The organism is Amycolatopsis sp. NPDC058278, assembly GCF_042881395.1.
Classification (GTDB): domain Bacteria; phylum Actinomycetota; class Actinomycetes; order Mycobacteriales; family Pseudonocardiaceae; genus Amycolatopsis.
In genome coordinates, this window is sequence record NZ_JBHVXZ010000131.1 from 15,089 (window position 1) to 27,128 (window position 12,040).

Annotated in this window: 12 protein-coding genes, 4 tRNA genes and 3 pseudogenes; 11 read left to right on the forward strand and 8 right to left on the reverse strand. The window is 67.6% G+C overall.

The genetic code is table 11. The features are described from left to right. Positions 1–177 precede the first annotated feature (177 nt). Positions 178–987: a CPBP family intramembrane glutamic endopeptidase gene (locus tag ACFVYA_RS41490; RefSeq protein ID WP_387053007.1), complete on the reverse strand. Its 810-nt coding sequence runs from the start codon at positions 985–987 to the stop codon at positions 178–180. 320 nt (positions 988–1,307) lie between these two features. Here ACFVYA_RS41490 and ACFVYA_RS41495 point away from each other — a divergent pair, with 320 nt between their 5' ends. The 4 genes and pseudogenes from ACFVYA_RS41495 to ACFVYA_RS41510 form a co-directional block, all read left to right on the forward strand. Beyond that, entirely contained in the window at positions 1,308–1,487 is a 180-nt protein-coding gene (locus ACFVYA_RS41495) for a hypothetical protein (protein WP_387053009.1), read from the forward strand. 295 nt (positions 1,488–1,782) lie between these two features. Beyond that, a complete protein-coding gene (locus ACFVYA_RS41500; protein WP_387053009.1) occupies positions 1,783–1,962 on the forward strand; it encodes a hypothetical protein in 180 nt (59 codons plus the stop codon). A gap of 23 nt (positions 1,963–1,985) precedes the next feature. Beyond that, on the forward strand, positions 1,986–2,432 hold the full coding sequence (locus ACFVYA_RS41505) for a MarR family winged helix-turn-helix transcriptional regulator (protein ID WP_387053011.1): 447 nt from the start codon (positions 1,986–1,988) through the stop codon (positions 2,430–2,432). A gap of 97 nt (positions 2,433–2,529) precedes the next feature. Further along, a pseudogene (locus tag ACFVYA_RS41510) lies at positions 2,530–3,532 on the forward strand (FAD-dependent oxidoreductase); the annotation flags it as partial. Positions 3,533–3,562: 30 nt separating this feature from the next. On the opposite strand, the gene ACFVYA_RS41515 reads toward ACFVYA_RS41510, so the two are convergent. Then, positions 3,563–5,089: an FAD-binding oxidoreductase gene (locus ACFVYA_RS41515; protein WP_387053013.1), complete on the reverse strand. Its 1,527-nt coding sequence runs from the start codon at positions 5,087–5,089 to the stop codon at positions 3,563–3,565. A gap of 402 nt (positions 5,090–5,491) precedes the next feature. Here ACFVYA_RS41515 and ACFVYA_RS41520 point away from each other — a divergent pair, with 402 nt between their 5' ends. Next, positions 5,492–6,163: a response regulator transcription factor gene (locus ACFVYA_RS41520; RefSeq protein ID WP_387053015.1), complete on the forward strand. Its 672-nt coding sequence runs from the start codon at positions 5,492–5,494 to the stop codon at positions 6,161–6,163. Between the two features lie 35 nt (positions 6,164–6,198). Then, positions 6,199–6,951 carry a sensor histidine kinase gene (locus ACFVYA_RS41525; protein WP_387053017.1) on the forward strand — a complete coding sequence of 251 codons (753 nt, stop codon included), beginning with the start codon at positions 6,199–6,201 and terminating at the stop codon, positions 6,949–6,951. Positions 6,952–7,237: 286 nt separating this feature from the next. Here ACFVYA_RS41525 and ACFVYA_RS41530 read toward each other — a convergent pair whose 3' ends face one another. After that, a complete protein-coding gene (locus tag ACFVYA_RS41530; protein ID WP_387053019.1) occupies positions 7,238–7,495 on the reverse strand; it encodes a hypothetical protein in 258 nt (85 codons plus the stop codon). A gap of 175 nt (positions 7,496–7,670) precedes the next feature. On the opposite strand from ACFVYA_RS41530, the gene ACFVYA_RS41535 reads away from it, so the two are divergent. Then, the gene (locus ACFVYA_RS41535) at positions 7,671–7,814 is read left to right on the forward strand and encodes a hypothetical protein (protein ID WP_387053021.1); all 144 of its coding nucleotides are present in this window, start codon (positions 7,671–7,673) and stop codon (positions 7,812–7,814) included. Positions 7,815–8,269: 455 nt separating this feature from the next. On the opposite strand, the pseudogene ACFVYA_RS41540 reads toward ACFVYA_RS41535, so the two are convergent. Further along, positions 8,270–8,758: pseudogene (locus ACFVYA_RS41540) on the reverse strand (DUF4389 domain-containing protein); the annotation flags it as partial. A 66-nt stretch (positions 8,759–8,824) separates the two neighbouring features. Between ACFVYA_RS41540 and ACFVYA_RS41545 the strand changes: the two are divergent. From ACFVYA_RS41545 to ACFVYA_RS41555, 3 genes and pseudogenes are all read left to right on the forward strand, one after another. After that, complete coding sequence (locus ACFVYA_RS41545; RefSeq protein WP_387053023.1) at positions 8,825–9,502, forward strand: hypothetical protein; 678 nt, start codon at positions 8,825–8,827, stop codon at positions 9,500–9,502. Then, positions 9,502–9,891, forward strand: a complete 390-nt coding sequence (locus ACFVYA_RS41550; protein ID WP_387053025.1) for an integrase core domain-containing protein — start codon at positions 9,502–9,504, stop codon at positions 9,889–9,891. Before ACFVYA_RS41545 ends, ACFVYA_RS41550 begins: the two co-directional genes overlap by 1 nt. Positions 9,892–9,934: 43 nt before the next feature. Further along, positions 9,935–10,711: pseudogene (locus ACFVYA_RS41555) on the forward strand (integrase); the annotation flags it as partial. Between the two features lie 49 nt (positions 10,712–10,760). Here the strand turns inward: ACFVYA_RS41555 and ACFVYA_RS41560 are convergent. The 4 genes from ACFVYA_RS41560 to ACFVYA_RS41575 all read right to left on the reverse strand — a co-directional run bounded on the left by ACFVYA_RS41560 (position 10,761) and on the right by ACFVYA_RS41575 (position 11,541). After that, a tRNA-Val gene (locus ACFVYA_RS41560) sits at positions 10,761–10,835 on the reverse strand. A 1-nt stretch (position 10,836) separates the two neighbouring features. Then, positions 10,837–10,907: transfer RNA gene (locus ACFVYA_RS41565), tRNA-Cys, on the reverse strand. Positions 10,908–10,930: 23 nt separating this feature from the next. Next, positions 10,931–11,003 (reverse strand) — tRNA-Gly (locus tag ACFVYA_RS41570). A gap of 112 nt (positions 11,004–11,115) precedes the next feature. Continuing rightward, positions 11,116–11,541 (reverse strand): SsgA family sporulation/cell division regulator, encoded by a 426-nt coding sequence (locus ACFVYA_RS41575; protein ID WP_013227152.1) that lies wholly within the window; start codon positions 11,539–11,541, stop codon positions 11,116–11,118. Between the two features lie 388 nt (positions 11,542–11,929). Here ACFVYA_RS41575 and ACFVYA_RS41580 point away from each other — a divergent pair. Then, a tRNA-Val gene (locus ACFVYA_RS41580) sits at positions 11,930–12,001 on the forward strand. Positions 12,002–12,040: the final 39 nt, after the last annotated feature.

Below are 12,040 nucleotides of genomic sequence, written 5' to 3' on the forward strand. Positions count from 1 at the left end.
CAGGCCGACGAGCTGTCACCTCACGTCGGCGCGTGTCATTTGGGTTCGACGGGTCATCAGCTGGGCGAGCAGGGACTCCGCTCTGCCTTTGAGGGCAGCCGTCGCCATGACCGCGGAAAGCACGGCCGGCAGGACGAGGCCGATGAACGACCAGGGAGCTGCCTCCGTCGGCGGGGATTACACGACGTTCAACGCCAGCGCGATGATGCCGCCGGCCATCGAGATCGAGGTCGACCCGACGTGCATCCCGATCGACAGCCGGATGTCCTTCTTCTTCCACACGAACCAGGGACCCGGGAAGAAGAAGACCAGCTTCGACAGGAACGTCCACGGCGCCCAGAAGTGGTACAGCGAGAACAAGACCGTGCTGAGCACCGGCGCCCCTCTGCCCAGGTGGGCGATGCGGGGCATGAGGAACCCGCGGAAGTAGATCTCCTCGATCAGCGGCAGCGAGATCCCGGTCAGCGGCAGGCATATCGCCAGCGTGGTGAGCATGGCCGAGTGACTGTTCCCTCGGAGGTACGTGGTGGCGCTGCCGCCCGCGTCGGCGAAGGGGAGCCAGGTGAAGAAATGGTCGAAGACGAAGCTGTCCAGGGGTGTGAGGGCGGTCGACAGCACCATCATCCACAGGAACATGGGGATGGCTGTCGCGACGAGCTTTCTCCTCGGCAACGGCTTGTCGGTGTAGTGCAGCACGCCGCGCAACGAGAACCGTCCGTTGCGCTTGCGTCCCAGCCAGTACAGGGCCGCCATCAGCGGTCCGAGGACCAGGCACAGGGCGATCGCCCAGCCCAGAAACACCGGAGATCCGATGGCCAGGACGAACGGTTCGGCGAACAGCAGGTAGACCGCCACGATCAGGGCGCCGGGGACCAGGTGCAGAGCGATGGACAGGGGCAGCGAGTGCCGGTCGGCCAGGAGCCGCTCGACTGTTCCGTTTGGTCGACGGGTCGCGGCGGAGACCGGGGGCCTGTGTGTGTCATCCATGCCGACGATGGTTGCCGGGTCACCTGACACAGCCCTGACATGAGCCGGACACGGCACATCGAGGTGTCATCGGCATGTGAGGACGTCACAACACTCGATCAGCGGCATAGACAGATGTTCTGCGTGTCGGTGCTCGACGTAGGAACGTCCTCCTGATGCGCTGTCGGGCTTGGTGTCCCATCGCAGGAGGAGGACGTTCATGGGTAACAGTAGTGGGATCTCCCGGGGTGACCGCAACCGCAACACCCGTCTGGCCCGGCTCCGCGCGTACCTCGGGACCACCTTGGTCTGGGCAGCCCAGCGAGCCCGCACGGCCGGTCATGTCGTGGGACGTCACCAAGAACATCGTCCGACCCGGCTCGGCTCAGCCGCAGACGACCGCCCCTCCGTCGCTGGCTGACACCGACGAGGCTGCCGTCGCCGCGCTCGAGCGCAAGGCCCAACGACAACCGATCAACCACACCAAGATCATGGCCTACGCAGCATTAATCACCACGTAAGACACGCTCTTAGAGTCCTTAGCATGGATGCGTCGAAGAGCAAGCGTAGCCGCAGCTTCGAGCTGATGCGTTGGGTCGTATGGGCTCAGCTGTTCTGCGTGTCGGTGCTCGACGTAGGAACGTCCTCCTGATGCGCTGTCGGGCTTGGTGTCCCATCGCAGGAGGAGGACGTTCATGGGTAACAGTAGTGGGATCTCCCGGGGTGACCGCAACCGCAACACCCGTCTGGCCCGGCTCCGCGCGTACCTCGGGACCACCTTGGTCTGGGCAGCCCAGCGAGCCCGCACGGCCGGTCATGTCGTGGGACGTCACCAAGAACATCGTCCGACCCGGCTCGGCTCAGCCGCAGACGACCGCCCCTCCGTCGCTGGCTGACACCGACGAGGCTGCCGTCGCCGCGCTCGAGCGCAAGGCCCAACGACAACCGATCAACCACACCAAGATCATGGCCTACGCAGCATTAATCACCACGTAAGACACGCTCTTAGAGTCCTTAGCATGGATGCGTCGAAGAGCAAGCGTAGCCGCAGCTTCGAGCTGATGCGTTGGGTCGTATGGGCTCAGCGGAAGGTCGGCGAGTACTGGATCGGGGCCCGTGAGCTCAGCTTCGAGCAGGCGTTCGTGCTCGGCTGCCTGATCCAGAGCCCCGGTGCGATCCAGCGCGACATCGCGCAGATGACCCCCACGACCGCGGCGAGCGTCTCGCGCCTGCTGCAGGGGCTCGAATGCCGCGGCCTCGTCGAGCGCCGCACGGCGGGCGGCAACGAGCGCAGTAAACGCATCGACGCGACGCCGGCCGGCATCGAGCTCATCGCCGGGCTCGACACCGCGATGGCCGCCGCCGACGAGACGACCCTGGCCCCATTGGACCAGGCCGAGCGGGCCACCCTGCACGCCCTGCTCACGAAGATCACCGCGGAACTGCCGCAACCGACCCGATCGTAACCGCGAACGCGCGGCCCGGCCGCGCACCCAGAACATCCCCCTCACCGCGCTGGCGCCCGCCGGCGTGCGCTCGGACCTGCCCGAAACAGGAGCCACCCTGCACGCTCCCGTCACGATCATCGGCGCCGGACTCGGCGGCCTCGCCCCCGCTCGCGTCCTGTGCGTCCACGGCATCCCGGCCATGGTCTACGAGGCGGGGGCCTCCCCGACGGCGCGTGCGCAGGGCGGGATGCTCGACATCCACGACTACAACGGCCAACTGGCCGTGCAGGCCGCCGATCTGATGGAGGAGTTCCACGGCCTCATCCTTCAGGGCCGCCAGGCGATGCGGCTCCTCGACTGGAACGGGACTGTCCTGTTCGACAAAGCCGGCGACGGCACGGGGGGACGCCCCGAGGCGCAAGGCGGTGAGCTACGGCAGATGCTGCTCGACTCGCTCCCGCCTGACACCATTCAATGGGGGACACAAGGTCAGCAGCGTCCGTACTCTCGGCGCGGGCCGCCACGAGATGACCTTCGCCGACGGCACCACCGTCGTCACGAGCCTGCTGGTCGGCGCGGACGGCGCGTGGTCACGGGTCCGACCGCTGCTGTCCGACGCCACACCCGAGTACACCGGCCTTTCGTTCGTCGAGACCTATCTCTTCAACGCCGACACCCGCCACCCCGCCGCCGCGAAAGCGGTCGGCGGCGGGTCGATGGGCGCGGACGGGCCCACGTCGGGCAAGGGGATCCAGGCTCACCGCGAGAGCGGCGACACCCTGCACACCTACGTGACGCTCACCGAGCCACTGGAGTGGTTCGCCGCCATCGATTTCACCGATGCCGCCGCGGCCACCTCGCGGATCGCGCAGGAGTTCGACGGCTGGGCACCGGAACTCACCGCGCTGATCACCGACGCAGACACCGCGCCGCTCCTGCGCCCCCACTACGCTCTGTCGATCGAGTACCGATGGGACCGGGTGCCGGGGGTGACCCTGCTCGGTGACGCCGCGCACCTCTCGGCCCCCAACGGCGAAGGCGCCAACCTGGCCATGTACGACGGCGCCGAACTCGGCAAAGCGCTCGCCGCACATCCCGACGACGCCGAAGCCGCCCTCTGTTCGTCGCCGAACAGATCGTGGTCGTGTCTAGTGCGGCAGCTTGATCGACATGGCGTGGTGGAACACGTCACGCGGGTCCCAGCGCACCTTGACCTGCTGAAGCTTCTGGTAGTTCTCCTTGTAGTACAGGGTGTGCCACGGGACTCCGGACTTGTTCCACTTCGGATCGGTGGTGTCGATGTCCGGGTAGTTGATGTAGGAGCCGTCGTTCACGCTGTTCGGGACCGGCACGCCTCCGGTGTTCTGGTACATCGCGCTGTACCAGCGCCGGATCCAGTCCAGGTTCGCCTGCTCGCCGTTCGGGTCGGTCCAGGTGACGGTGTAGATCACTTTCATGATGCTGTTCCGCTGGGACACCGCGGTCGCGGCCGGCGCCACGGTGTTGACCTTGCCGCCGTAGGACACCAACAGCAGCAGTGCGCGCTCGTTGTTGTGGTCCGTGCTGGTCAAGTAGGTGTAGGCGATCCTGATCTGCTCGTCACTGAACCGTTTCCGCAGGTAGGCCGCTTTCGCTTTGAACATACCGGATTCATCGGTCTGGCTCAGTGACCCGGCCTTCACCGCCGCCAGCCACGGCAGCCGATGGGGTGGCCGTACCGTGGTCGTGCCCGGGACGCCCTCGGTGACCTCCGCGAGGTAGTCGCGCAGCAGCCGTTCGGCGTCGGGCCGGTTTCCGTCCACTGTGGCCACCATGACGAACCCGCCGGGGTCGGCACCCGTGTTGCGCCGGGTGATCAGCATCGGGCTGAAGAGGCTGGCGTAGCGGGAGTCGGGGGCGCTGTTGCGCTCGTGCCATTCGCCGTAGTTGCGCAGCAGTCGGTGGAACGACTCCGCAGTGACGTTTCGCCAACTCCACCCGACCGTTGCGCCGAGTGTCACCGCGGGTGGCTTCGGCAGCAGGCGGGTGGGATCGTTGCCGGTGGCGCCGGGCGTGCGCATCCAATACCGGGTGACCACGCCGAAATTCCCACCCCCGCCCCCGGTGTGCGCCCACCACAGGTCCCGGTTCTCGTCGCCTGGCTCGCGGGTCGCGACTACCGCCCGCGCCCGTCCCGAACGGTCCACCACGACGACTTCCACGGCATACAGGTAGTCCACCACCGAACCGAGCTGCCGGGACAGCGGACCGTAACCGCCACCCTGGATGTGGCCGCCTGCGGCCACGCCGCCGCACTGACCGCCGGGGATCGTGACACCCCAGCCGAGATAGAGCCGCTCGAACACCGCCCACAGGCTGGCGCCTGGCTCGATCATGAACGCGTTGCGACGCCGGTCGAACGTGACCTGCCGCATCGCGGACATGTCGATGATCACCTCTGCGCCGTCGCCCACGAAGTTCTCGTAACAATGCCCGCCACTGCGGACGGTGACCCGCTTACCCGCACGTACGGCGCCATCCACCGCGCGCACGACCTGCTCAGTCGTGGTGGGCAGACGGAACAACCCGGGCCGGGGGAAGAACCGCTCGCTCGTCCGGCGCAACACGAGGTCCTCATAGCGAGCGTCACCCGGCAGGATCACGGCCGACTCGCGCACGCCTTCCTCCAACGTCACGTCCGCAGTCGCCGGACTTCCGATCAGCGCCGCCCCGCCCAGCGCTGCGGTGCCGGCAATGAATCCACGACGGGTAGGACCAGACATTCTTTTTCCGATCTGTGGGTTGATGTGCCGGAGAAAACGCTATAAGCAGCCAGCCGGTGACACCATCCGCAGGGATCGATTGTCAGGCAACCGGCAGGCAACCATCAGGTTCGCGGATGCCGGGTCGTCGAGCACGGGCGGTGTGATGAGGGCTCCTTGATCCAGGGTCGTCAGGAGCGCACCGGTCACCCGAACGGCGACACCACGCTGAAGTCATCGCCTTTGCGCTTGCGGTGGGGCTCGCCAGGCCCGCGGAGGAGCATCGTCCCGTCCCTGTCGGCATGGTGTGATGGGGACGTGGATCTCATTCTGGTGGTGGACGACGACCCGGGCCTGCGGGAGCTGTTGCTGTCGGCGCTGCGGTTCGCGGGGTTCGAGGTCGAGGCGGTCGGCGACGTGCCGGCCGCGCTGGCTGCGATCGGGGTGCGCACGCCCGATGCGATCGTGCTGGACGTGATGTTGCCCGGCACGGACGGCTTCGATCTGCTGCACCTGTTGCGCTCACGGGGTGTCCACGTGCCGGTGATGTTCCTGACCGCCCGCGACGAGGTGGACGACCGGGTGCGCGGGCTGCGCATGGGCGGCGACGACTACCTCACCAAGCCGTTCAGCGTGGTGGAGGTCGCCGCGCGGCTGGAGGCGCTGCTGCGGCGTGCCCGCCGTGTGTCGCCTGCGGTGCCGGAGGGCGTGTGGCGCTGCGGCGACCTGGAGATGGACGAGGCCCGGCACGTGGTGACTCGGGGCGAGTGTCCGGTCGAGCTTTCTCCCACCGAGTTCCGGCTGCTGCGCTACCTGTTGATCAACTCCGGGCGGGTGGTCTCCAAGGCGCAGATCCTGGACCACGTCTGGCAGTACGACTTCGGCGGCGACGCGGGCGTGGTCGAGCGTTTCGTCTCCAACCTGCGTCGCAAGATCGACTTCGGCGGGCCGTCACTGATCCACACCGTGCGGGGGTTCGGGTACAACCTGCGGCCGGTGCAGCAGTGAACCGGCCCTCCCGATGGCGTCTTGCCCTCATCACGTTGCTCGCCGGGCCGGAGGCCGCGGTCGCCACCGCGGTCAAGCGGGCGTTCGACGCCCAGCGGCGGGCCCAGGACCGGCTGCGCAGCTTCGTCGCCGACGCCAGCCATGAGCTGCGCACGCCGCTGGCGACCATGCACGGCTGGATCGACCTGTACGTCGAGGGCGGCCTGAGCGACCCCGACCAGCTCGACCACGCCATGGAACGGATGCAGGTGGAGGTGGGCCGGATGCGGCTGCTCGTCGACGAGCTGGCGCTGCTGGCCCACCTCGACGCGGCCCGTCCGCTGAACCGCGAGCCGGTGGACGTGGTGGCGCTGACCGGGGAGGTGGTGGATGACGCCCGGGTGGTCAGTGCTGACCGAGCCATCACCCTGCAGGGGGTGGCGGAAGCGGTCATCGACGGGGACGGCCCGCGCATCCAGCAGGTGCTGCGCAACCTCGTCGGCAACGCGGTGCAACACACCCGACCCGGCACACCGGTCACGGTCACCGTCAGCTCCCAAGACGGGGAAGTGGAGGTGGCGGTACGCGACGGCGGTGACGGGATCGCGCCGGAGCATCTGCCGCACGTTTTCGAGCGCTTCTACCGCGCCGACCGCGGCCGCAGCCGCGACAGCGGTGGCTCGTCGGGTCTGGGCCTGGCCATCGTCGAGGCGATCGTGACCGCACACGGCGGCACGGTCGGCGTCACCTCGGCGCCCGGACAGGGCACCACCGTCCGTGTCACCTTCCCCCTCAACAGCTCTCCCTGACCGCCAGACCGCTCCATGGGAGCCAGCCGGTCCCTGGTGATCGCGGTCAAGGCACAGGTTGGCGCCCAATGCTGCCGCAGCGGTGACGTCGGTGGCCCGGTGCACAGCACCCGCAGGATCATGATGTCCCACTGTCGCACCGCCAAGTGGTTGAGCAGCCATTGAACGCGTTGCTGCCCTTCTGTTTCCTCGAAGGGAGCGAGTGGTTCGAGCTGTCCGAGCGGTAGGAGGGAGAGCTGGGCCACCGGCGAGCTGGCGTCGCGGCCGCGACGGCGCCGTGCGTCGATCACCTTGTGCGCCGCGATTCCCTAGACGAAGCCCAGAAACCTGTCGGCGTCGTACTGGTAGGTGGCAATGCGCGTAGTACGCCGAGCATGACTTCCTGAGTGAAATCCTCGGCGTCGCTGTCGCGCTCGTGCCGGCTTTCCAGCCGCGTGCGGCAGTAGGTGAGCACGGCGGGGCGTACGAGGCTCAGCACCGTGTCGGTCGCAGTGGGGTCCCCCGCGATCGCCGATTGCAGCAGTGCGCGATCCATCATCGGCATGTGCCCCGACCTCCGCGGTCGACTCGGGAAAGCTCGTCGCGACACCAGGGTCCGGGGCAGCATTTCGCGGTACGGGTTGTGCGAGCGGCGCTACCGGGCACGATGGCGCCCTCGCCTGTTCGGGGAGCACGTCGATGGCCCGGTGGCTTCTTCGGCCGGTGGTGCGCTGACAGCGATGACGTCTTGGTCGTCGACCCAGCACACCGTGGGCGAGGGGCTGCCGTCGGCGATGACGGGGACGCGGACCCCGCCGGTGCCGAACTCGGGCTGGCCGGCGATGTTCCCGGTCCGGGGCGAGCGCGGATCCGTTCCGGCGTAGGTGATTCGCCAGTGCCCGACGCTGAACGCGATCTGCCGTCGCGGCGGGAGTCGGTGGGGGTTCCCGGCCGTCATGGTCGTCTCCTCGTACGCTGGTGCGTTCCACTCGGGGTGGAACGGCGGGCGTGCCGAGGTCCGGGGCAGTCCGGACAGCCTAGGCGCGTTACGCCGGTTACCGGAAAGAATCCCCCGGATGAGGGATTCGATGACCAGGGACGACAGGCGTCCTGGATGATGTGCCGGGCGGCCGGTTCTCCGCACGTTGGACGTCCCTGCCGGCCTTTCCCTCAGGGCGACCGGCCCGCCGGACGAGTTTCCGCCTTTGTGAGGAAGCCGTACCCGACAAGCGGATCAGGTACGGCAAACCCGTTATCGCGTGCCGGCTCCTTTCACGGACCCGCGTGGCCCGCGGGTATTGGTGTCTCGGTGGGTTCGGTGGGTTCGGTGGGCATGGGGCCAGGCCCAGCTGCGGTCGTCGAGTCCCCACGCGGCGCCGGTTCCGCCGCCGATCAGGATCGCGAGGACGAGGTAGTGGGGAATGGCCAGCAGCCACCACTTGACCAGCACGAGCCCGCGGGAAAGCCGCTCGGGATATTCGACGCTCAGCGTGGCCGGATAGCCGGGTTCCTCGCGCAGGCTGAACGGCGGGTAGCGGTCGGTGCCGAGGGCGCCGTAGCCGTAGTAGGTCACCCGCCAGCTCCAGCGCAGCACTCCGACGTTGAAGTCGAAGATCTTCCGCGGGTACCGGCCGGTGATCAGGATGGCGAAGAACGCGACGATGCCGAGCACCCAGAACGCGGCCCACAGCGCGATGAGCACCAGCAGGTGGGGGACGAGCAGCAGCCATTTCACCAGCCAAAGCCCGCGGGACACAGGGGTGTCCAGGACGGCCCTGACGCGCACCGGGTAGGACCGGTCCGGCGTGCCGGCGGTTGTGGGTTCCAGAAGTCGGTTCACGGATCCGACCTGCGGCGATGAGCGCGTTCGGTGGGTGGGGCATGATCGCCAGCCATGGCGCTGCGTCTGCTCTATCTGATCTTCCTGCGGCTTGTAGGTCTGCTGGTGTTGCTCGGGCGCTCATCAGCGTCCAAGGACGTCGAGTTGCTGGTGCTGCGCCACGAGGTCGCCGTGCTGCGCAGAAGCAACCCGAAACCTCGCCTGGACTGGGCCGACCGGGCTGTGTTCGCCGCGCTGGTTCGGCTGCTGCCCAAGGGACTGCGGACACACCGGTTGGTTACCCCTGGCACGCTCCTGCGCTGGCACCGTCGATTGGTAGCTGCGAAGCGGACCTATCCACATCGGGTCGGCCGGCCACCGGTCGACGAGGGGATCGCCGAGTTGATCGAACGGATGGCCAGGGAGAACCGCAGTTGGGGCTACAAGAGGATTCAGGGTGAGCTGCTCAAGCTTGGACACCGGGTCGGTGCCTCGACGATCCGGCGGGTCCTGAAGCGGGCGCGCATACCTCCCGCGCCGGTCCGGCACACCGAAACGACGTGGCGGCAGTTTCTGCGTACACAGGCATCGACGATGCTGGCGTGCGACTTCTTCCACGTCGACTGGGTGCTCACCCTCAAGCGGGTCTACGTGTTCTTCGTGCTGGAGGTCGGCAGCCGCTACGTCCACGTCCTCGGCACAACCACGAACCGGATGGTAGAGGGACCACCCAGCAGATCCGTAATCTCATGATGGATCTCGGAGATCGAGTCGCCGAGTTCAGATTTCTTGTCCGCGACCGAGCTGGCCAGTTCACGGCCTCGTTCGATGCCGTCCTGGCTGACGCGGGCATCGAGACGGTGAGGATTCCCGCGCGTTGCCCACGGGCGAACGGCTGCGCCGAACGGTTCGTACTCACAGTCAGAACCGAGCTCACCGACCGCATGTTGATCCTGGGCGAGCGGCATCTGCAGGCCGTGCTCGCCGAATACGTGCGGCACTACAACGGTCGACGACCACACCGTTCCCGCGAGCTTTGCCCACCCTGGCCGAACCACCCCGTGGCAGATCTCAACTCTCAGCGGATCAAGCTACGGCGGCTTCTCGGAGGCCTGATCAACGAGTACGAACGGGCCGCGTAAATCCGCTGGTCAGTGCCGGCGAGCGACTTTTGGAACCCCGCAGGGTCTTGGAATGTCGGGGTTCGTGTTGTGCCTGATGGATGTCTACACAGGAGCCCGATGGGGTGAACTTGTCGGCCAGCAGCGGCACGAGTACGACTCCGAGCGCCGCGGCATCGAGATCCGATCGCCCCTGAAGGAGGTGGCCGGGAAGGTCTACAAAGGAGGGCGGAAGAGTGATGATCATCACTCGGATGGCCGTCAGCGCCCGCCGACACGGCGCGGGAACTCCCGGCCGAAGAAGGGCCGGACGAAAACCCCGGCGGGGACTCGGTTCGTGGCGTTGCCGCCGGGGATCGCGGTGCTCTACGAAGAGCTGATGGACTCTCATCGAGAGCCGTTCGTGATGTGCACGCCCGAGGGGCACCCGTGGCGGCGGTCGAACTTCCGGATCCGGTTCTGGCGACCGGCATGGGACGGCGTCGAGCTGGACGACGCCGGTGCGGGGGAGCGGCGTCCGCCGATCCTGCCGACGTTCACCTTCCACGAGGGCCGCCACGCGCACAGCACGTGGCTGACCGAGGACGGAATCCCGGAGGTCGCTCGGCGGGCGCGGCTGGGCCAGAAGATGAAGGGCATCGCCCGGGTCTACGACCACGTGACCCCGGCGATGGTCAACCAGATCCTCGGCGCCCTTGAGGAACGCTGGCTGCGGTCACTGGCGTCGCTGTACCCGGGCGAACGGGCGAAGCTGGTGTCCTGGTTCCCGCACCTGCGGTCCCAGCGGGCGATCGGGCCGGGTCCGGGGGCCGTCGCCGGATCATCGCCATCTGACGACTGAAGCCCCGTCCCTCCGGGGAGGGACAGGGCTGCTGACCTGCGAAAACATGTGGTGCGCGATACTGGGATTGAACCAGTGACCTCTTCCGTGTCAGGGAAGCGCTCTCCCGCTGAGCTAATCGCGCGAGGTGGAGACGGGATTCGAACCCGTGTACACGGCTTTGCAGGCCGTTGCCTCGCCTCTCGGCCACTCCACCGTGACAGGCTCGAGAGCCTACCGAGCGGATGACGGGATTCGAACCCGCGACCCTCACCTTGGCAAGGTGATGCGCTACCAGCTGCGCTACATCCGCATTCCGCAGCTCCGGGAGGCTGTTCCCCCGTCGCCGTGGTGTGGGAAAACCATATCGGACCCCGAGAACGGCGGTGACACCGGGGTGTCACTCCGCCGTTGCAAGCCCGTCATCAGGCCAGATCGTGGGGGATGAGGTGGGTGAGTGCATCGTCGACGTCGACCCACAGGTGCTCGTTGCCCGGCAGCACCACGTCGTACGTCCGGTCGAGGAAGTCGGCCAGCTCCTGGGCGGACGCCTCGAACATGGCGTGCCCGGACGGCGAGTTCAGCTCGATCAGGACGGCTTCGGGGTCCTCCACGGAGGGGCGGATGCGGACGTCTCCGTCACCCGCGTCGGCCAGGAGGCCGTCCGCGAGGAGGTCGCGGGCGTACACCCACTCGACCCAGCCGGCGCGGCCGGTGCGGAAGGCGGCGACGACCGCGTACGGGTCGCGTGTGTCGTAGCGCAGCTCCACCTTGACCGGAACCGCGGGAGTCCGCGGCGCCAGCAGGTCGAAGACCGCCGTCGAGCGGAGCGTCACGTGATCGTTGCGCATCGTCCTACCCTTCGTCTCCCTTCCCGGCCCGGCCCGGCCGAGGGCGTCACCACTTGGACGCATCGGGAGGCCGATTCCGTCGCGGGTGCGCCGCAGATCACCCGTCCGGGCGCTTCGGCCCCCGTCTCCACCCGTGACCACCCACGGCGCGCAACTGACCGGCGCGCCCCGCGGGGCCCACGCCTCCATACTGCGCGGTTTAGTCGCCGGGCGATAGCACCGTCGCACGGATGTCGAACGTGGTGTCAGGCGGCCCCCCGGCCGGACAACCCCGGCTAGCTCGGGGTTGTGCGTTCCGTACTCGCCGGTAAGCGGAGTGTGGTCGGCAGGACCACCCGTTTGCAGGCGCCTGAAAGTCGTACGGTAAAGTATTCCCCATCACGCGAGCGGGCGATTAGCTCAGCGGGAGAGCGCTTCGTTCACACCGAAGAGGTCACTGGTTCGATCCCAGTATCGCCCACGAGATTCGCTGGATGAGCCCTGTTCGCGGAAAGCGCGA